We start from the raw sequence: 19220 nt of genomic DNA, 5'->3' as shown, positions 1-19220 counted from the left end.
TGAAAGCCTTCCCAGAATGAAGATAGGAAAGTATGATTCGGCATGAGAACGGTAGTTTGTGTAAGTTTTGTTTGGCGATAAAACTCTATCACTTACTACCGTTTTTGTTTTGTGTTCCCGTTAATCCGCGATGAACCATAAAAAAGCCCACCGAGTGGGCTTTTTTGATCGTACTGAATACTTAAGTGCTTAAAGCTGCTTGGCTTTTTTGAACGTTTCCAGCGCCTTTTTCGGTTGTTTAAGCTGAGAAAGAATCACCCCAGAAATCACCAGTAAACCGCCGACTACGTGGTAGTTATGAACCGCCTCACCAAGCATTGTAGCCGCTAGCGTAATCGCAACAACGGGCATTAGGTTCATAAACATCGCGCTTGAATCAGCACCAATAAGATCAATCGCCTTAACCCACATCCAAGGCGCTGCAATCGATGCTGCGAGACCCGCGTAAGCGATCAATGGTATTGCCTCTTTACTTGGTAGTAGCTCGGAACTCGTCAGCCAAAGAGGCGTAAGCATAATCAAAGCGAGTGCACCTTGCATGTAAACCATAGTCCAGTTAGACAGTGGCATCTTCCAGCGTTTAAGCAGCACGCAGTATGCGCCGTAACAGATGGAGGCAATGACCATGATGCCGTCACCCGGTGTTACATCCTGATGAAGGAAAAACAGCACATCACCTTTACCTAGCATGAACGCAAGGCCTGAGAGGGCGAGCACAGCACCTACAATACTAAGTGCTGAAATGGGTTTACCTAACAGAGGGACACTCATGAATATCGCAATAAGCGGGACTAGCGAGGTGATCATCGCCATATTTGAAGCAGTTGTGGTCAGCCCTGCGTAATACGAAAGCGACTGATTGAGTACCATGCCTAGCATGGCTAAAAATGCTAGCTTGGCTAAATATGGGCGGATCGTTGCCCAACGCTTGATCACTTTAGGCAAGCAAAAAGGTGAGAGCAATAAGATAGCTAGAAACCATCGATAGAAACTCATTGCGCTAGGTTCTATTGTCGCTGCAGCCATTTTATTTACGATTGCATTTCCGCCCCATATGAAAACGGTAAAGAGAGGAAGTAGATAGACCATGTGAACACCATCGCAATATTATCGGTAGAACATAGTCTGACAGGTCGATATAATTATATATATCGTTATAAAGACATATTGAGTCATGGGAAGACAAGTTTGAGAAAATCGGTAAAACATCTTCATCCATCCTTATCAATTGATAAAGCACCATCAGATGTGTTTATGAATTTTGAGGCGTTTCTTTCCAATACTGAAACTAGAATGCATAGCCACCCATGGGGGCAGGTGCAACTTATTAGTGGCGGTATTTTGGAAATGGAAGCGGAAGATACCCGTTTTCTTGCGCCTCCCCACTTAGCGATTTGGGTGCCTGCCGGTGTTATGCATACCAGTTTTAACCGTAAGCCGATCTCATATTGCTCACTCAATATTGCGCAAGATTTAACGCAGCACTTTCCTGACTGCACTAGCCTGATCAAAGTGACTCCTATTGTCTCTGCGATTATTGATGATTTTCGTCAGCGCGATATTAATGTTGCCCAAAGTGAACAAGACAAACGACTGGTTCGGGTCTTGCTCGATCAACTCGCGACTCGCGATACACAGCATCATTTCCTGCCTTCTACAGACAATAAATATCTGGCGAAGATCTTAGCTTCGGTAGAAGAGAATCCAATCGATAATACCAGTTTGTCCCAGTGGGCAGAGCGAGTACACACTACTGAGCGGACCTTAGCACGCCATTGTCAGGCAGAACTCGGTATGAGCTTTACAGAGTGGCGCTTAAGAGTTCGCTACTTGTATTCGATGGATTTGCTTAGAAAAGGGCATTCAGTGAAAGAGGTAGCCCTTACGCTCGGTTACAATCAGGCCAGCCCATTTATCGCAATGTTTAAGAAATACTCCGGGCAAACCCCGGAGCAATATAAGAGTAGATTGCTTTAGTCTAACTGAGTTAGTACATAGTCTAAACCACCGACAATAGCGGCCACCTGAGCGTCATTACACTCTTCATCAGTCACTTTCGGGCTATCTGGGTACACTTCCGTTGTAGTGCCGTATTGGCAGGTCGTTACGCCGCCACAAAGACCTAGTTTGACCATTGGGTAGTTGATTACGCCGTGCTGCACAACCGCTGAACCGATTATCTCACCTTTATCATCCGCCGGGGCAATATGGGTCACTTTGCTTACTGACTCAATAACTGCTGCTTGGAACTCAGATTGTGGGTTTTCAGTATCACCAACCGTGTAGAAACCATCTGGGATCATACCTTCGATATATTCAATACCATCTCGTGCTGCTAGAGCAGGGCGGAATTCTGTTTCATCGGTATCGGTTGTTTCGTGCAAATCAATATGAACCAAAGCCTCTTTGCCTAATGATGCGACAAGCTTCATCAGATTTGCTGACTCTTCAGCCGTAGAGTCTTGGTAGAACGAGCGATTTGGGTCTAGCGCTAGCGGGTTCCAGCGGTTGATTGTTTCATATCCCCAAGGGCTGACACAAGGTGCGATGATAATGTTGAAATGCTCTGCGTAACGTTCCATTTCATTAGCTGCAAACTTTAGCGCGCCATGAACACCACTGGTTTCGTAGCCATGCACACCACCAGTGACCAAGACGATAGGTTTACCCGCATCCCAGTTGTTCGATTTAATACAGAACAGAGGGTAACGCGCTTCGTCGTATGAGAGTGCGCCATACTGCTCAACAGAGAATCTGTCGCTTAGAGCTTTAATTTTAGGTACGACTTCTTGTTGATATTCACGCTTGATAGTGGTCTGCTTACGCCAAGCAATTCGCTCTGCTTCGGCCCATTTCTGACCTGGGGTACCGATAGGATAAGTGTAAGTACTGCGCATTACCTTGCCTTTGTAGTTATGGTGAAAAACGTTAAACAGCATAGAGTGGGCGACCGCGACAGGCAAATATTATCGACCACAGTGAAAAAGATTAACCGTGCATTGACATCAAGTATGTTTCCGCTTGTTCGTTGTGGTGTTACATTTAGAAACATTAATTGCTACCTTGAATGAGAAACGAAAATGGCAGGCGCAAGTTTATTAACCTTGTTAGATGATATTGCTACCGTATTAGATGACGTAGCGGTAATGTCAAAAGTCGCTGCAAAGAAAACAGCCGGTGTTCTAGGTGATGATCTGGCTTTAAACGCGCAGCAAGTCTCAGGTGTGACGGCTGAAAGGGAGATCCCAGTTGTTTGGAACGTGGCCAAGGGTTCGTTTCGTAATAAGTTAATACTGGTCCCTGCAGCACTGCTGATTAGCTCAATCGCTCCTTGGTTGATTATGCCATTGCTTCTGATTGGTGGGTTGTTCTTGTGTTTTGAAGGGGCTGAAAAAGTTCTAGAGAAGTTCTTCCATAAACCTGACCATACGGAAGAGAAGCCAGCCGAGCCAACTGTGTCCATCGAAGAGTACGAAAAGAACAAGATTGCGGGAGCGATTCGTACCGACTTTATTCTTTCTGCAGAAATTATTGTTATCGCGCTTGGCACAGTGCAAGGGCAAGCAATAACGACTCAGATCTTAGTGGTGAGCCTGATCGCGATTCTAATGACCATCGGCGTTTATGGCTTGGTTGCGGGTATTGTTAAGCTTGATGATCTTGGGTTTTACTTAGAGCGCAAATCTCAAGGTAAGGGTATTAAGCTGGTGTTAGGCCGAGCTCTGGTAGCCTTTGCACCTAAGCTAATGAAAGCTCTTGCGGTGGTGGGTACTGCAGCAATGTTCTTAGTCGGTGGCGGTATTGTAGTGCACAATATTCCACTGTTACATCACTGGATCGAGCCAATCATCATGGAGATCCCAAATATCTCTATCGCTAAGGCACTATTACCTTCGCTTCTTAACGGGTTATTAGGGTTGGTTGCCGGATTAGTGGTCGTCGCGGTGTGGGCTCTGTTCTCTAAAATCAAAAAAGCGTAACTGAGCGACTGATTGGAATGTACTCACTTATCGAGATTAGAGTGAGTACATTCAGTCTTGCTCTTCTGATTGGCTAATTTGAGTGATGGCCGAAATAAGAAGATCCGTTGTTTGTGCACCGGATATGAGGTGTTTTCTGTTGATGATAATGGCTGGGACGGCGTTGATTCCTGCTTCAAGCCATTGTTGTTCGGTGGACGCGACCGCTTCTGCCCACGATTGATCGTTAATCACACTTTCGACGACTTTTGCATCTAAACCAACAGACTCAGCGCAAGTAATCAGCATGTCTGGATCATCGATGTTTTTCCCTTCAGAAAAGTAGGCTTGGAACAAACGAAGCTCTAAATCGAATTGCTTACCTTCACTTTGCGCCCACATTAACAATTGATGCGCTCTTCGTGTGTTATAGATGCGCATTTCATCATGAAAGCGAAACTTGAATCCGACTTCTTGCCCGAGAGAGGTCAATGTATCACGAGCTGCAATGCTGGCTTCATCTGTCGTACCGTATTTCTCTTTAAGGTGCTCACGTAGGTTCTGCCCATCAGAAGTCATGGCCGGATTAAGCTCGAACGGGTGCCACTGAATCTCAGCCTCCACGCTGTCTGACAGTGTTTTTAGTGCCGCTTCAAGGCGTTTATAGCCAATGATGCACCACGGACACACGACATCAGAAACAATATCAATACGCACTTTTTTCATCTGTAGTTCCTCGCACGGCAATGATTAAAGTATAAATGTGCCGCGTCGAGAATTTTACTAAACCGATCACTTTTTCAATATTTGTAGCCCGAAATACGGGTGTCGCTATCGTCTAAACGATGAATTTATTGAGTATCGCATCTTGTTCACGGATATTCTCTGTTTGAGCTTGCATCGCAATGTTAGCGTTATCGGCTGCGTCGGATACTTGAGTAGAAAGATCTTTGATCTTCACTGTGTTGCTGTTGATCTCTTCGGCAACAAGGCTTTGTTCTTCTGCAGCCGAGGCAATCTGGATATTCATATCACTGATTTGTTGAATTGCATCGCGGATACTTTCGAGTGCTACGTTGGCTTCTTGCGCTCGTTCGACAGCAGTACCGGCTGTGGCTTTACTCATATTCATTGCATTGGCAACGGAACTAGCACCTGCTTGGAGCTGTTCGATCATATTTCTGATTTCGGTTGTCGACTCCTGAGTGCGCTGCGCCAGTGTTCGAACCTCATCAGCAACCACGGCGAAGCCTCGACCAGAATCCCCTGCACGAGCAGCCTCAATTGCGGCATTGAGAGCGAGTAGATTGGTTTGATCGGCAATATCATTGATTACTTTCAAAATGGTTTCGATGTTGTCGGTGGCTGACTCAAGCACTTTAACTTCTTCGACGGCTTCATCAATTTTCTGTGACAGGTTATCAATTGCGCTGGTGGTTTCGCTCACAACCGATGTCCCTAGGCTGGTCGCTTCATCGGCTTCTCTGGCTGATGCTGCAGCGCCTTGCGCATTGTTGGCAACATCACCCGATGTGGTTGCCATTTCATGCATCGCCGTTGCCAACTGTTCGAGTTCATGAAGTTGCTCTTGCATAGCCGAAGCGGATTCTTGGAGTCCATGAGAGGTCATTTCTGAACCGCGTAGAATTTCAGAACCAATGGCCTTAGATTGGGTGATTTGTTGCTGTAGTGACTGCGTAAATTCGTTAAAACCGGAGGCGAGAATGGAGAACTCTTTATCAGTATCTGTGTTTAAGCGCTGGGTAAGATCCCCTTCGCCAGATGCCACGTCTTGAATGGCATTACTCAATACATCTAAAGGTCTCATCAAGGTACGAATAAGGATCAAAAGGATTACGATACTAATAATGAGTGCGATGATTGAATAAACGATGGAGCTATTTCTTAGATCGGCAAGGGATTGATAAGCAATGCTTTCATCGAGTAGGACACCGATATACCAGTCCTCTCCAGGGACTTTAGAAAAATCTAGAGTGTATTGCTGGCCATCTATACTGACTTGCTGTGGCTCATCTTGAATAGGAGTATCACCTAAAAACTCCTTCATTGGTTTACCGTTAAACTCGGTGGTTGGGTGGGCAATAGTGGTGCCGTTTCCTGCGACAATAAACACCAAGCCTGCATCAAATAGCTGGACCTTATTTACCACTTCCGCTAAGGCCGCCAAGCTCACATCATAGAAGATTGCACCGATGAACTGGCCGTTGTCGCGTACTGGCGTTGCGATGGAAATCAAAATCTCGCCAGTGCCGGAGTCTGCATAAGGAGCCGTAATAACAAGCTTGCCTGAGTTTTTCGCGTCAATATACCAAGGGCGTACACGCGGATCCCAAGTCGGTCCGGGATTCCATGAAGGGTCATTGCTGATTCTTGAGCCATCTTTATCGAAGCCAAGACCAGCGAGTAAAAAAGTCTCTTTAACCACAGGACGAGTCAGAACCGCCGTCATTGCTTCAGGGGATAGGTTTACCTCAAGCATGCTGGTGGCGTATGAAGCGATTGCTTTACGGCTATTGATCTCTGCGGCAGTGGAATCGCGAACTCCGTCTACAATTTCAGTGACACTTGAAGTAACTTGAGTCTTGATTTCACGTTGGACGGTATAGTATTGCTGAAGGGTCAAAAGAGTAACCGTCGCCAAGAGTAGTACTGAAGACGCGGCCACAATCTTATGGCTGAATTTCATCTCAGAGTCCTTTCTATAGATTAAGTGGCTATTTATAGATCTATAGTTATGAAATGAAGGTTCGGCCAGTAAATATACAACTTTTCTACGAATTAGCGGCCTAAAATCGCTTTTTCTAATCCACTAAAGAGAGAATCGTTTCCTTCAAACAGTGCTCCTACAACAGCAGGACGTTTTTTGCCAGATTGCATTTGCTTGTTCGCTTCTCGCACTCGAAGTACCAGTTGCAACTCACTTGAAAGAGGGGATTCACCGTCATATGTCCACTGAGCAACCTGCTGGCTGAGTTTACTCTCTTTTAATGCCGGACGAAGATCAACGAGTTCGTATTGCAGGACCGTGAGTAAGTCGATTTGTTTATTACGTGCAGCCGAGATATCACGTAAACGGTTTAGTAGAGCGGTCATTAGTTCGTTCGACTTAATAACCCCAGCTTGCTTTGGTAGCGGCAATGATACGCGGGAAGACAGTTCAACGTTGTCTACTAGTGTATTCGGAGTGTACGTAATAGAAGTCAATGTATCGAAAGGTAGCCAAAAGTACTGATTGGGTTCAACCGCGAACTCATGTTTACCAAGCTTCACCAATACCAAACCTTGTCTGACACAAATCAGTCTGTGTTTTAGAGATTTTCTGCGTGGAGTACAAATAAGAAAATCATTGTGTTCGGCTTGGTATGAAATCGCGTAGTGCATGGTGTCGCTCATCAGTTTTGGGGCGCTAAGGTTAACGTTTCTTGATGAAAAAGCCAACTTTGAGTAATCAATACGTCAAAAAGCGATAAATGCTCTGGTCTGACCTTGTAAAATCTGCGAGAACTATAGCTGCCAAGAGACGTTTCTATGCGTAGAATAGTCGCGCTTTCTATTTACTGACTAAAATAATGACGACAAACACAGACCCATTTATTGAAATTCGTCCATACAATGACGAAGAGATTCCAGCGGCGATTGACCGCTTAGTTAATGATGAAGAGTTCATTAGCGCAATCCTACAGCACCGTTTTTCTAATCACGCAGGTTGGTTTAAAGCCCTAATGTCACCTGTCGTGAAAGTTTACTTGAAAATGAAATGGTCAAAACTGAACTCAGTTGAAGCGATTCAATCTGAGGTGAAGAAGTATTTGGACCAAACTCTGAAATCAACCACAAACGGTGTGACTTTTAGCGGACTTGATAAGCTTGACTCTGAGCAAGCGTATTTGTTTGTTTCTAACCACCGTGACATTGCGATGGACCCTGCGTTAGTAAACTTTGGTTTGTTTCAAAATGGGCATAAGACGGTTCGTATTGCTATCGGTGATAACCTACTGAAGAAGCCATGTGCAACAGAACTAATGAAGCTTAATAAGAGCTTTATTGTAAAGCGCTCAGCGAAGGGCCCACGCGAAATGATGAAGGCGTTGGGAACCTTGTCAGGTTATATCAAACACTCACTTGATACGGGACACTCAATTTGGATTGCTCAAAAAGAAGGTCGTGCTAAAGATGGCAACGATTTTACTGATCCAGCAATCCTTAAAATGTTCCATGTTGAAGGTCGTAAGCAGAAAGTAGCATTTGCAGATTACGTTAAGTCTCTGAGAATTGTGCCAGTATCGATTTCCTACGAAAATGATCCATGTGATATCGCTAAAGCGTTAGAGCTGCATGCGAAAGAGTCGGTAGGTAGTTACGAAAAAGGCGAGTTCGAAGATATCGAAAGTATCATTCAAGGTATTGTGGGTGATAAAGGCCGTGTTCATGTCGCATTTGGTGATGTGATTGAGCAAGACTTTGAAACTCCAGAAGCCTTGGCTGAAGAGATCGATCGCCAAGTACATGCGAACTACAAGCTATTTCCAATTAACCAATTGGCGGCGGGTAATGAACAAGTTGATGAGCAAGTTAAAGCTAAGTTTGCTGACAAGCTCAATTTACTCCCTGAAGGCGCGCAGCCTTACTTAGTAGCAAGTTATGCAAACCCGGTAAAGAATCAGCCAGCATAAATAGCGAATTCATTTCGAAAAAAGCCTCACTCATTCAGTGAGGCTTTTTTATTGGCTGGCGATGTTAATTAGGGAGCGACAGCGCCACCTAAGTTGAGGTTTGTCGGCCACTTTGTAATGCGGTTACCGCCAAGAAAGATATTACCTTTCACGGTCATAGTGTCTGGAAACTCGGTGATCTTCGAGCCACTGATATAAAGGTCGCCGTCAATGGTGATCCCTTCGGGTAGAACCTCAAGAGGGGTTCGAATCACACTAAGATCACCTTTCACTCTTAATCGTGGTGGTAATGACTGTAATGGAGTATCGGTAAAATTGAGGTAACCACCCACTTTAACCCCTCTAGGCCACTTCTTGATGTTGGAGCCAAGTAGATTGGCAAACCCTCTGATATTAACTCCCTTGGAAATCTTTTCCAGTTGGCTATTCGATGCATCAAGGCTCCCTTGAATATCCATACCTTCAGGTAGACGTTTAATGGTCGTCTTAGCAATGTTCAAATTGCCCTTAATGATTAGCCCATCAGGAAGTTCAGTGTAAGGCTTATTGCGCAGGTCAAGGTTGCCATAATTGTCGAGGTGATTGAGGATTCGAAATTGATCGAGCGGCACTGCGGTCGCAGCATAACTGAAACAGAGTAAAAAGAGTAAACAAAAGGAGCGAGGCATAGTTCAATCACTTAGAGAGTTCGTAATCAATATGAGTTCTAACAGAGGTAAGGTCAAATTTTCTATGCGACAGGGACAAAAAAACGGGCTCAAGTGCCCGTTTTGGAAAGCATTCAGAACTGAATTAGCGAGTTAGTGCACGCGTTTTTAGTTCAAAAATTAGTTTTTCAGCGCTCACTTCAAATTGGAAGCGTGCTGTTACTTCCGTTGCGTCTTCCTCAATAGAAGTCACTTCGTACTTAACGCCTGCACATACTTCTTCAGCTAGTGCTACGTACTTCGCAAGCTCTGCTTCAATTAACGCTTTGCCCGTTGCAAAAATAGTTACTTCAGCTACATCATCACCTTCTTTGATGATAAAGCCCATTTCACCTGCGCAACCACATGCTTCGCATACTTGTTCTTGTTCGGTGGTCATCTCAATATCCTCTTACAAATAATGAGGTCATTTTAACGAGATTTTTGAAGCTTATCCATAAAAACGAGAGCACATAGTTTCATGCCCAAATCAGTATGCTATGTTGTCTTTCGATTAATAATGCACCACCAATTTGCGAATAGCTCCTATTTACATGTGATGAAGATCAATAAATTACGAAAATTCATGTCATAATCCATCCAGAATGCCATTCAGTTAGTTGTCAGGGTTAGCATTTTGTAAGATTATCGGTGACTCATTATTATATAAACAATAGATAAAGTCTTATTATTCTATAAAGCATGCAAATGCATGCAGTTATGGAAAGTTAGTTTACGCGACAGTTAGATGGTGCGTACGGTTTAATTGTGATACTGTCTTTTGCATTGAGATTGATAATTCATCTCGTTTAACAAGATGTCATTGGACAAGGAAGCTAATTAATAAGGCGTCGATAATAAACTCATGAAGAGTTAGACGGATTTACAGAGAGAAGAGCCTGAACATGCCAAAGCGTAGTAAAGAAGATACCGAAATCACGATTCAGAAGATCATGGATGCAGTAGTTGATCAGCTATTGCGTCTTGGCTATGACAAAATGTCATACACTACTTTGAGCCAACAGACTGGTGTATCTAGAACGGGTATTAGCCACCACTTTCCTAAGAAGACGGATTTTACCGCTGCATTAGACGGACGTATCTTCAAGATGTTCGTAGAGCACGTAGAGTTTAATAAAGGTCTAGAAGAGTTTTCTTCAAGCTGGGTTGCGGCTTTAGATAGTGAAGAATTCCTAGCAATCCTACGTCTGCTATTCCACCATATTGTGACGTCTCAAAGCACGCATGAGTTCGCAAGCAACGGAATCGATCGTCTATATAAGATGACAGAAAGCCAGTTCGGTGAAGGTAGCGCGAAAGAGCTTGAGTGGTTGATTGGTAAATCAATTATTCGTATGGCTCAGTAATGACCAATAAAAAAGCCTTCTTCGGAAGGCTTTTTGTTATTACGGCTTTTTGTTTTAAACATATCGCCATGTTTAGAGTTTTCTAAATTGCATTACCAGTTTTCCTTGCGAACTTAAGTCTCTTACTAGCCCTTCACACTCTTCCTTAGTATCACCTGCCAGTACATTGGTTGCAGCACATACGTCACTAATCGATTGAACGCTGGAGTTCATCTCGTCAGTTACTCTGGCCATTTCTTCAATTGCGGTTGCTATTTGGTTATTTCTATCCGAGATATCGGTCACTTGGTGAAGCAAAGAATCTAGCTTCTCTCCTGATGTTTCAGCGCATTCGACACAGATATTGGAAAGCTGCGTCCCTTCATTCATCGCTTGAACGGCTTTCTCGGTACTGCTTTGGATTTGTTTGATGATATTTTGAATTTCTTCTGTTGATTCGTGACTTCGCTGAGCAAGTTGGCGAACTTCGTCTGCTACGACAGCAAACCCTCGTCCTTGTTCACCAGCGCGAGCAGCTTCGATAGCAGCGTTGAGCGCGAGTAGGTTGGTTTGTTCAGCAACCCCTTGGATGATGATCAGAACTTCACCTATGGTTCGGCCATGCGCAACCAGCTGTTGAATAACGTCAGAGGCGACACCCAACTGTTTGGAAAGCTCATTAATGGAGCTGATAGTTTGGCTTACTGACGACCGGCCTTCGTTGGCGGCGGTATTCGCTTGATCGGTAACATCGGATGCACTTTGAGCATTTTGAGCAATCTCATTTGCTGTCGAGTGCATTTCATTGATGGCAGCGGCCACTTGTTCTGTCTCTGATGTTTGACCAGCTAAGTTCTCTGCGGTTGTTTCGCAGTTTTTTGCAGAAGAACCGGCGGCTTGTACAACTTGTTGATTGGAGTCTTGTATACGCCCAACGATAGAATTGATCTCAGACTGGCGCATCTTAAATGCTAACTGGATCTCGGATATATCATCGACCCTGTCATTGTAAAGCAGCTCCATGAGTGGATTATCAAATACTTTTCGAGCATCGCCTGATAACTGCTCGAGGCGTCGAGTTTGAACGAAAGCAAGAGCGGTACTGATTATGAAAAATGCCCAGATGGCCATGAGCGGTGAAAAGGTAGCAATAAGGCTTGATGCGATCGCCACGACGAAGAATGAAAGAGATAAGCGTTGCCATAGACGAGTACGTGGCAGCTTCAATTTTAAAGGAATCTTGCCTTTATTTAATTGCGCATAGAGTGCTTCTGCATTTTTAACATGCTCTCGCTTGGGGGCTAGGCGAACGGATTGATATTCGATGGTTTTGCCATTTTCCTTTATCGGAGAGGCAAAGGCATCCACCCAATAGTGATCGCCATTCTTACAGCGGTTTTTGACTATTCCCATCCATGAGTTGCCCTGTTTTAAATATGTCCACATATTTTCAAAGGCTGCTGGGGGCATGTCAGGATGGCGAACGAGGTTATGAGGTTGCCCAACCAGCTCTTCTAATGTATAGCCCGCGACATCACAAAAGTCTTTACTGGCATAGGTAATGTGGCTTGAAGGCTTAGTAATAGAAAGCAAATTGAACTCAGGAGGGTAGGTGATTTCTTTTTGAGTTACGGGTTGATTTACACGCATATCTCCAATTCCTTGTTCTATTTCAAACTTAATTTGAGCGAATCGGATTAAGTATAAGCACAACTCTTAATACTTGACAAAATTAGTGGGTTTTTTCTCGTTTTTTTTATTGTTCCCTGAAATCTGGAATTCCTCGACTACCATTAAACTTATTGATGAGATTAGTTTCATGTCGTTGGGGACGTGTATCCGTTGAAATAAGGGAGTATTTTTCATGCCACATGGGTCTTCAATTAGTTCATATGCAAGTGCGGACAGCTTGCTAAAACTTCATGATTTGAACGAGGCTGATTTAGCGCTAATTCGAAAGTTTGGCGACATGATGGTGCCGAAACTGGATGATTATGTACGCCACTTTTATGACTGGTTAGAAATACAGCCAGAGTACCAACAGTTCTTTACTGATCAGGTCAAGCTCAAAAAAGTTCAATCATCGCAAATTGAGTACTGGACCACTTTTTTCTCTGCCAAGGTTGATGAACAATATATTAGAGAGCGTAGGGAAGTTGGGGAAGTGCATGCCCGCGTTGGATTACCGTTACCTACCTATTTCGCGGGAATGAACATTTCGATGGTGATTTTTACCAAGCGTATGTATGACGGAAGTTTATACAGTGACGAGTACAGTTCGTTAGTGACTGCATTTACCAAACTGCTTCATCTTGACACCACCATAGTGGTGGATACCTATTCTCGTCTGATTAACAAGCGAATAGCAGAGCAGAGTGAGGCGTTGCTCGCCATGTCGACGCCTGTGACCATGGTGTGGCAAGACATATTAATGCTCCCCATCGTCGGCATTATCGATTCCAAACGGGCACAAGACATCATGACCGCAGTGCTGAACAAAATCTCAGAGCACCGGGCCAAGATATTTATCATGGATATTTCAGGTGTGGCAGTCGTGGATACTGCGGTTGCCAATCACTTTATTAAGATAACCAAAGCGACCAAACTCATGGGCTGTTACTGTTTAGTCTCAGGTGTATCTCCTTTGATTGCTAAGACTATGGTTCAGCTCGGAGTTAATGTTGGCGAGGTTAAAACCAGTGCGACGTTGCGTGATGCCCTAGAGAATGCATTTGATATCATGGGCTTAAATGTTAGTGCTTTGAAACAGCTTTCTGAGAGGTAGAGGGCATATGTCGACGTCAGTTTCAATCAGTCAACTGAGTGGGGTTTTAGTCGCTACGGTTCAGGTGGACTTGAGCTCAGAAGTGCTTGATAGCTTTCGCTCAGAAGTGCTGAATAAGGTTAGGGAGCATTCGATTCAAGGGGTGCTGATTGATTTGTCAGAAGTAAAGTCGCTCGATCGAATGGATATGGATGCTTTGTTGGACATAGTGAGTACCATAGAAGTGATGGGGAGGGGGTGGGCATTCGTTGGGATAAGGCCTGGTATTGCGATGGCTTTAGTGAACATCGGATACGAAACAGAGAATATGCACTGCGCGCGTGATATTGATGATGGTTTAGCGATGATAGGTAACGCTTGTGACAGGCAGTGATTACAGAGAAGAAACCATCGAAAGTTATCGAGTGGCTTCTGAGCCTGAAGCTATGGGCACAGTCATCGCTGTCTATTCTTTAGCTCAGAATCAGGGATTACCTGCAACAGAAGTAAGCGAAATATCTACGTCTGTGTCTGAGCTGGCAATGAATATTGTTAAGTATGCCCAACATGGCGTCATTACTGTCAGTTGTATCACGGACCTAACTAGATCACGAAAGGGTATCAAAGTCGTCGCAAGAGATAATGGCCCCGGAATTGAAGAAATTGCCCGTGCGTTGGAGGAACATTATTCGACAGGCTTCTCACTCGGTTTAGGCTTACCCGGAGTACGAAGAATGGTGGATGAATTTTATATCGAGTCACTGCTTGGTTCTGGAACCAGAGTGACGATTATTAAATGGAAACCCTAATATGGGTTTTGAATACAGTGTTCACTGTTTACCGTACCAAGGAGAGCTCGAAACTGGGGATGGCTACTATGTCGCTCGTGTAGGCGATGATTTGCTTGTGGTTATTATTGATGTACTTGGCCACGGACCTGAAGCAGCGAGCCTTGCCCGCAGCATTGAAGTGACATTGGAGCAAATAGCCTGTAAAGATATTAAGGGGATGATGTCTGATTTGCACCAGAAGCTGAGTGGAACACTGGGCGCCGCTATTACCGTGGTCTATTTCGACAGTGGTTCTCAGGAGGCAAGAGGAATTGGCATCGGCAATACTCTGGTTCGTCAGTTGGGGCAAAATTATCGCTCTTTTTCAGCCCAGGCGGGTATTGTCGGTGAGCTAATGCCGACCTTGAGACCGTTCGAATTTCGATTTGAGTTTGACGAAACCTATCTCTTCACCACTGACGGAGTTAAAGAGAATATTGACCCGACCGAAGTGGAGTTTGCCAATGGCAAAGCACTCGATTACCTCTCTTCGTTTTTCGTTCGTAGCTTTAGCAAGTCTTATGACGACGCAACAGCGATATTAGTTAGGTATTGCAATGAATAATTCGTATACACACTCTCTCGATAACAGTCACGTCGCAAAAATTGGACTGCGGCGTAAGTTAGCGTCAGCGCTCGAAGTTTTAGGTTATAGCTTTCAGGCAAGAGACCAGTTGCTCGTCCTGAGTGGCGAAATAATGTTACACACGTTTATCGATGATGGGCCCGTCATTGTAGAGGCGACAGTGTTATCAGATGGTATAACGATGACCTGGACATATCAAGACTCCGAAAAGTCTATTCCTGAGGTATCGGTCCCACTTCTGCACCTTTCGCGAATTAGCAATGGCCTGATGTGGAAAATTGATTCGTTGGTACCTATGACCTCTTCTGTGCAGACTCGGCTGGCAGAGGTTTTGAGTGAGAAGTCCCGTGATGAGCTGATGGAAGAGCTGACAAAAACGAATCAACAACTCGCCCAGCATCAAGAGGGGCTCGAACAGGAAATTGAGCTTAGAACAAGGGATTTGCAAGCCAGCAAAACTCTCTCAAGTACCATCATCGAAGGGGCCCCATCGAGTGTGGCGATCATCGATAGCAAACAGCGTATCATTTTATGGAATAAGACCGCGGAGCAAACTTACGGCTATCGGTTTGAAGACGTTGAGGGAAGCAATGTTTGTGAGCTATTACGTATCGAACTGCCTGAAGAGCTAAAAGACATATTAACTGGTGAACTGCATTTTGAAGATCAGAGCAAAGTGAACGGTGGGTTCTTTGAAGTGGAAACTTATACGTCTAACAGGCAAATGATTCCGATTGATCTCGGCATCACGATTTTTCTCTTCGACGGTGAGTGTCGAGCCGCGATGTTCCTACGCGATGTGACCACCCGTAAAGCGGTCGAAGATGAGATGACTAGAGCGCGTTCGAAGGCTGAAGAGGCCGTCGAAGTGAAGTCGATGTTTCTGGCCAACATGAGCCACGAGATTCGAACTCCGATGAATGCCATCATCGGTATGTCGCATCTGGCACTCAAAACTGAGCTCACCACAAAACAACGCGATTACATTTCGAAGATACATAACTCTGCCTCGCTACTGCTTGGCATCATCAATGACATTCTGGATTTCAGCAAAATTGAAGCGGGGAAATTATCGATTGAAACCATAGAGTTTCATCTCGACGATGTGCTGCATAACGTCTCCATGGTGACCGGGCAGAAGGCGTTTGAAAAAGGATTAGAGTTAATTTTCCAAGTAGATCGCGATGTACCTAGGTTACTAAATGGCGACCCACTGCGTTTGGGGCAAATCATCATTAATTTAGTCAATAATGCAGTGAAGTTTACTGAGCAAGGCGAAATTACTGTTCATGTAACAAAAAAATCTAATTCAGACGAAATGGTCGAACTGGATTTCTCTATTCAGGATACTGGGATTGGCATGAGCCTGGAGCAATCGGAAAAATTATTTGGTGCATTTACCCAAGCTGATGGTAGCACCACTCGTCGTTATGGAGGGACCGGATTAGGTTTATCTATCTGTCGGCGTTTAGTTGAGTTAATGGGGGGCTCTATCCGAGTGGAAAGCTCTCTGGGTGAGGGGAGTGAGTTTACATTTAGCCTTTTCAGTGGTTTTGTTGAGGGTGACAACGCTAAATCTCAGGTCGTTCCTCACACGCTCAATGATGTAAAAGCCATGGTAGTCGATGATAATGAGCACGCCTTGTTAGTGATGGAAGACTTATTGGATGTGTTGCCACAAGCGCCAAGCATAGTCTCTAGCGGTGAGCAAGCTATTGCGCAACTAAAGCAGGCTTGTGCCGAGAAACAGCCATATAATCTGGTGTTTATGGATTGGAGGATGCCGGGGATGAGTGGTATTGAAGCGACACAGAAAATCCGCCAAACGCTGCCAGATGATGCTCAGCCTAAAGTTGTCATTGTTACCGCTTATGATAAAGAAGACATCTCATTGGATCTCGATGACTTAGATGTATCGGGCTTTTTGTCCAAGCCTGTTGGCCAGTCCTACTTGTTTGATTCGCTGATGGACCTGTTTGGTCCCAAGCTTGATAAAGATAAAAATAGCGATTCAGAAAAACGCAGCAAAGATAGCTCGCTAAGTGGTTTACGGGTTTTATTAGTTGAAGATAACGAAATCAATCAGCAGATAGCGGTTGAGCTAATGAAAGAAAAAGGAATCAAGGTAACGGTCGCCAATAATGGTCAGGAGGCACTAGATAAACTGGAGAGCACTTACCAACAAGGTAGCGCCAGTTTCGAAATCATCTTTATGGACTTACAAATGCCTGTTATGGATGGTTATGAAGCGGGGACGCGAATCCGCGCCGATAGTCGCTTTGACGAGATTCCTTTAGTTGCAATGACTGCACATGCGATGGTTGAAGAACGCGAACGTTGTTTATCGATTGGTATGAATGATCATGTCTCCAAACCCATCGATCCAGAAGTTTTGTTTAGTACCATCAAGCGTTGCTGCTCAGACTATGAAGCGACGGAACAAATCGAACCGGAAATCCCTGAGAGCAGTAATGATGACGGTAACCAGAAGATTAACACACTGGAGCACGTTGAATCTCTCGATGTCAAAAACGGTATGTTAAGAGTCGCGGACAATGAAGCCCTCTACCATAGGCTGCTCTCTCAGTTCATCGACAAAGAATACGACTTTATTCGCAGACTCGATATCGCGTTGGACAAACAAGATTACGACTATGCATTTTCGATTACTCATGCCCTTAAAGGTTCAGCAGCGAATTTGGGGATGATTCGATTGTTTGATATTTCTGTCAGACTTGAGCATCAACTTAACAATTCTGAGCAGCGAACGGCTATTGAGCCAATCAAACAAGAGCTATCAGACTATATCGACTCGTTCTTTCAACAGGTGTGCGACGGTCTAGGCAGGGATTACCCTTCAGAAGTCCAAAGCAATCTGGATGACGAGAGTATCGCGCTGATATTGCAATTTGACATGTTACTGAATGAATTTGATGCAAGTGCAATAGAGTTTCTTGAAGAGCATTATCCCCGCTTCAATACTTTTCTTAAGCCAGATGCTTTTGAAGTCTGTTGCCGTCACGTCGGTGATTGCGACTTTCGTTCTGCAAGCATAGCGTTGAGGCGGGCAACCAGCATTTATCCTATTGACTCGGAAAAGATGTTTGGAGGAACAAATGGATGAATTGACTCCCACAGTACTAGTTGTAGATGATATTGCGGAAAATAGAGTGCTATTAAGTGGTCTGCTAAAAAATAACTATAAGGTTCTGGTTGCTACTAATGGTGATCAAGCCTTATCTCTTGCTGAGTCTAAACTTCCGGACATCATTCTGCTTGATATTATGATGCCGGAAATGGACGGCTATGAGGTATGCCTGCGCTTGAAAGATAACTCTGATACCGCTTTCATTCCGGTTATCTTCTTAACCGCTAAAACGCAGATAGAAGATGAACAGCGTGGTTTTGAGGTGGGTGCGGTCGATTACATACTCAAGCCGATTAGCCCACCAATCTTGCTGTCAAGAATTAGCACTCATTTGAAACTGCGTGGCGCAATGGATGAGTTATCCCATCAAAATGAGATACTTGAAGATCGAGTTAAAGAGCGCACCCATGAGTTAGAAGCCCTTCAGGACGCAACCATTCAAGCCATGGCGTCGCTGGCTGAAACCAGAGATAACGAAACCGGTAATCATATTCGCCGTACCCAAAACTATGTTCGTATATTAGCTGAAGAGTTGGTTAGCAAAGGGCATTACCAAGATCAGTTATCTCCAGAATCGATCGAGCTGCTTTTTAAGTCGGCGCCGCTTCACGACATAGGCAAGGTAGGGATTTCCGACAGTATCCTACTCAAACCAGACAAGCTAACGGATGACGAGTTTGCCATTATGAAAAGCCATACTTCAATCGGTCGGGAAGTGTTGCGCAATGTTGAATCATCGATTGATTTTGAGTGCGATTTTCTAACTTTCGCGATTGAGATTGCCTATAGCCATCAGGAAAAGTGGGATGGCAGCGGTTATCCTGAAGGATTGTCTGGCTACGATATCCCGTTAAGTGCCCGACTGATGGCGATTGCAGACGTTTACGATGCCCTGATCTCAGAGCGAGTATATAAACCGGCTTTCCCCCATGAGAAAGCCATGCAAATCATTAAAGAAGGTTCTGGCGTCCACTTCGAACCTTTGCTTGTCGATATCTTTCTTGCCGTTGAAGATGAGTTCAGAACGGTGGCCTCGACTTTTCGGGATGAAGGCTTTGATAGTGATTCATTTGATTTGAAAGCCAGCGGGGACGAGTAACCTTGTTGCTATGCGATGATTTGAATTAGCAGTAAGTGCATCGGCCGACAATTATTTGTCCTTAAACGGTTTTTTAGTGACTGACTGGCGAATAAAGCATCAAAATGC

The 19220-nt window shown here is 44.5% G+C and carries 18 protein-coding genes; 10 read left to right on the top strand and 8 right to left on the bottom strand.

Features of this window, described 5'->3' with window-relative positions:
* Positions 1-189: 189 nt before the first annotated feature.
* Positions 190-1089, bottom strand: coding sequence for a DMT family transporter (locus ELS82_RS05830; RefSeq protein ID WP_134834631.1), 900 nt, complete (start codon positions 1087-1089; stop codon positions 190-192).
* A 99-nt stretch (positions 1090-1188) separates the two neighbouring features.
* Here ELS82_RS05830 and ELS82_RS05825 point away from each other — a divergent pair, with 99 nt between their 5' ends.
* Positions 1189-1977 (top strand): AraC family transcriptional regulator, encoded by a 789-nt coding sequence (locus ELS82_RS05825; protein ID WP_134834630.1) that lies wholly within the window; start codon positions 1189-1191, stop codon positions 1975-1977.
* Here ELS82_RS05825 and ELS82_RS05820 read toward each other — a convergent pair.
* Positions 1974-2897: a M14 family metallopeptidase gene (locus tag ELS82_RS05820; protein WP_134834629.1), complete on the bottom strand. Its 924-nt coding sequence runs from the start codon at positions 2895-2897 to the stop codon at positions 1974-1976. The two genes, ELS82_RS05825 and ELS82_RS05820, sit on opposite strands and share 4 nt — an antisense overlap.
* Before the next feature lie 183 nt (positions 2898-3080).
* On the opposite strand from ELS82_RS05820, the gene ELS82_RS05815 reads away from it, so the two are divergent.
* The gene (locus tag ELS82_RS05815) at positions 3081-3980 is read left to right on the top strand and encodes a DUF808 domain-containing protein (protein ID WP_134834628.1); all 900 of its coding nucleotides are present in this window, start codon (positions 3081-3083) and stop codon (positions 3978-3980) included.
* Between the two features lie 51 nt (positions 3981-4031).
* Here ELS82_RS05815 and ELS82_RS05810 read toward each other — a convergent pair whose 3' ends face one another.
* The 3 genes from ELS82_RS05810 to ELS82_RS05800 all read right to left on the bottom strand — a co-directional run bounded on the left by ELS82_RS05810 (position 4032) and on the right by ELS82_RS05800 (position 7361).
* Entirely contained in the window at positions 4032-4685 is a 654-nt protein-coding gene (locus ELS82_RS05810; RefSeq protein ID WP_134834627.1) for a DsbA family oxidoreductase, read from the bottom strand.
* 112 nt (positions 4686-4797) lie between these two features.
* Positions 4798-6666 carry a methyl-accepting chemotaxis protein gene (locus ELS82_RS05805; protein WP_134834626.1) on the bottom strand — a complete coding sequence of 623 codons (1869 nt, stop codon included), beginning with the start codon at positions 6664-6666 and terminating at the stop codon, positions 4798-4800.
* A gap of 92 nt (positions 6667-6758) precedes the next feature.
* Entirely contained in the window at positions 6759-7361 is a 603-nt protein-coding gene (locus ELS82_RS05800) for an AraC family transcriptional regulator (protein ID WP_134834625.1), read from the bottom strand.
* Positions 7362-7549: 188 nt separating this feature from the next.
* On the opposite strand from ELS82_RS05800, the gene ELS82_RS05795 reads away from it, so the two are divergent.
* Entirely contained in the window at positions 7550-8653 is a 1104-nt protein-coding gene (locus tag ELS82_RS05795) for a 1-acyl-sn-glycerol-3-phosphate acyltransferase (RefSeq protein ID WP_134834624.1), read from the top strand.
* Between the two features lie 68 nt (positions 8654-8721).
* Here ELS82_RS05795 and ELS82_RS05790 read toward each other — a convergent pair whose 3' ends face one another.
* Both ELS82_RS05790 and ELS82_RS05785 read right to left on the bottom strand, forming a co-directional pair.
* Positions 8722-9321 (bottom strand): hypothetical protein, encoded by a 600-nt coding sequence (locus ELS82_RS05790; RefSeq protein WP_134834623.1) that lies wholly within the window; start codon positions 9319-9321, stop codon positions 8722-8724.
* Positions 9322-9445: 124 nt separating this feature from the next.
* Complete coding sequence (locus ELS82_RS05785) at positions 9446-9739, bottom strand: DUF406 family protein (protein WP_134834622.1); 294 nt, start codon at positions 9737-9739, stop codon at positions 9446-9448.
* 505 nt (positions 9740-10244) lie between these two features.
* Between ELS82_RS05785 and ELS82_RS05780 the strand changes: the two genes are divergently transcribed.
* Positions 10245-10706: a TetR/AcrR family transcriptional regulator gene (locus ELS82_RS05780; RefSeq protein WP_053438890.1), complete on the top strand. Its 462-nt coding sequence runs from the start codon at positions 10245-10247 to the stop codon at positions 10704-10706.
* A 72-nt stretch (positions 10707-10778) separates the two neighbouring features.
* Here the strand turns inward: ELS82_RS05780 and ELS82_RS05775 are convergent, their stop codons facing one another.
* Positions 10779-12335, bottom strand: a complete 1557-nt coding sequence (locus ELS82_RS05775) for a methyl-accepting chemotaxis protein (protein ID WP_134834621.1) — start codon at positions 12333-12335, stop codon at positions 10779-10781.
* Positions 12336-12549: 214 nt separating this feature from the next.
* On the opposite strand from ELS82_RS05775, the gene ELS82_RS05770 reads away from it, so the two are divergent.
* The 6 genes from ELS82_RS05770 to ELS82_RS05745 are packed head-to-tail and all read left to right on the top strand — an operon-like array spanning position 12550 to position 19112.
* On the top strand, positions 12550-13470 hold the full coding sequence (locus ELS82_RS05770) for a protoglobin domain-containing protein (protein WP_134834620.1): 921 nt from the start codon (positions 12550-12552) through the stop codon (positions 13468-13470).
* A 7-nt stretch (positions 13471-13477) separates the two neighbouring features.
* Entirely contained in the window at positions 13478-13843 is a 366-nt protein-coding gene (locus ELS82_RS05765) for an STAS domain-containing protein (RefSeq protein ID WP_134834619.1), read from the top strand.
* Positions 13830-14258, top strand: a complete 429-nt coding sequence (locus tag ELS82_RS05760) for an ATP-binding protein (protein WP_134834618.1) — start codon at positions 13830-13832, stop codon at positions 14256-14258. Before ELS82_RS05765 ends, ELS82_RS05760 begins: the two co-directional genes overlap by 14 nt.
* Position 14259: 1 nt before the next feature.
* Positions 14260-14844, top strand: coding sequence for a SpoIIE family protein phosphatase (locus tag ELS82_RS05755; protein WP_134834617.1), 585 nt, complete (start codon positions 14260-14262; stop codon positions 14842-14844).
* Entirely contained in the window at positions 14837-17989 is a 3153-nt protein-coding gene (locus ELS82_RS05750) for a hybrid sensor histidine kinase/response regulator (RefSeq protein ID WP_134834616.1), read from the top strand. Before ELS82_RS05755 ends, ELS82_RS05750 begins: the two co-directional genes overlap by 8 nt.
* The gene (locus tag ELS82_RS05745; protein WP_134834615.1) at positions 17982-19112 is read left to right on the top strand and encodes a response regulator; all 1131 of its coding nucleotides are present in this window, start codon (positions 17982-17984) and stop codon (positions 19110-19112) included. The genes ELS82_RS05750 and ELS82_RS05745 overlap by 8 nt, the downstream gene beginning before the upstream one ends.
* The last annotated feature ends 108 nt before the right edge of the window (positions 19113-19220 follow it).

The sequence above is a fragment of the Vibrio ouci genome (assembly GCF_004551525.1).
Lineage (GTDB): Bacteria > Pseudomonadota > Gammaproteobacteria > Enterobacterales > Vibrionaceae > Vibrio > Vibrio ouci.
This window is presented reverse-complemented; position numbering and strand designations above follow the sequence as displayed.

Coding starts and splice junctions, on each gene's coding strand:
- ELS82_RS05830 (WP_134834631.1), bottom strand. CDS start 1,089: ATGGTCTATCTACTTCCTCTCTTTACCGTTTTCATATGGGGCGGAAAT.
- ELS82_RS05820 (WP_134834629.1), bottom strand. CDS start 2,897: ATGCGCAGTACTTACACTTATCCTATCGGTACCCCAGGTCAGAAATGG.
- ELS82_RS05815 (WP_134834628.1), top strand. CDS start 3,081: ATGGCAGGCGCAAGTTTATTAACCTTGTTAGATGATATTGCTACCGTA.
- ELS82_RS05810 (WP_134834627.1), bottom strand. CDS start 4,685: ATGAAAAAAGTGCGTATTGATATTGTTTCTGATGTCGTGTGTCCGTGG.
- ELS82_RS05805 (WP_134834626.1), bottom strand. CDS start 6,666: ATGAAATTCAGCCATAAGATTGTGGCCGCGTCTTCAGTACTACTCTTG.
- ELS82_RS05800 (WP_134834625.1), bottom strand. CDS start 7,361: ATGCACTACGCGATTTCATACCAAGCCGAACACAATGATTTTCTTATT.
- ELS82_RS05795 (WP_134834624.1), top strand. CDS start 7,550: ATGACGACAAACACAGACCCATTTATTGAAATTCGTCCATACAATGAC.
- ELS82_RS05790 (WP_134834623.1), bottom strand. CDS start 9,321: ATGCCTCGCTCCTTTTGTTTACTCTTTTTACTCTGTTTCAGTTATGCT.
- ELS82_RS05785 (WP_134834622.1), bottom strand. CDS start 9,739: ATGACCACCGAACAAGAACAAGTATGCGAAGCATGTGGTTGCGCAGGT.
- ELS82_RS05780 (WP_053438890.1), top strand. CDS start 10,245: ATGCCAAAGCGTAGTAAAGAAGATACCGAAATCACGATTCAGAAGATC.
- ELS82_RS05775 (WP_134834621.1), bottom strand. CDS start 12,335: ATGCGTGTAAATCAACCCGTAACTCAAAAAGAAATCACCTACCCTCCT.
- ELS82_RS05770 (WP_134834620.1), top strand. CDS start 12,550: ATGCCACATGGGTCTTCAATTAGTTCATATGCAAGTGCGGACAGCTTG.
- ELS82_RS05765 (WP_134834619.1), top strand. CDS start 13,478: ATGTCGACGTCAGTTTCAATCAGTCAACTGAGTGGGGTTTTAGTCGCT.
- ELS82_RS05755 (WP_134834617.1), top strand. CDS start 14,260: ATGGGTTTTGAATACAGTGTTCACTGTTTACCGTACCAAGGAGAGCTC.
- ELS82_RS05750 (WP_134834616.1), top strand. CDS start 14,837: ATGAATAATTCGTATACACACTCTCTCGATAACAGTCACGTCGCAAAA.
- ELS82_RS05745 (WP_134834615.1), top strand. CDS start 17,982: ATGGATGAATTGACTCCCACAGTACTAGTTGTAGATGATATTGCGGAA.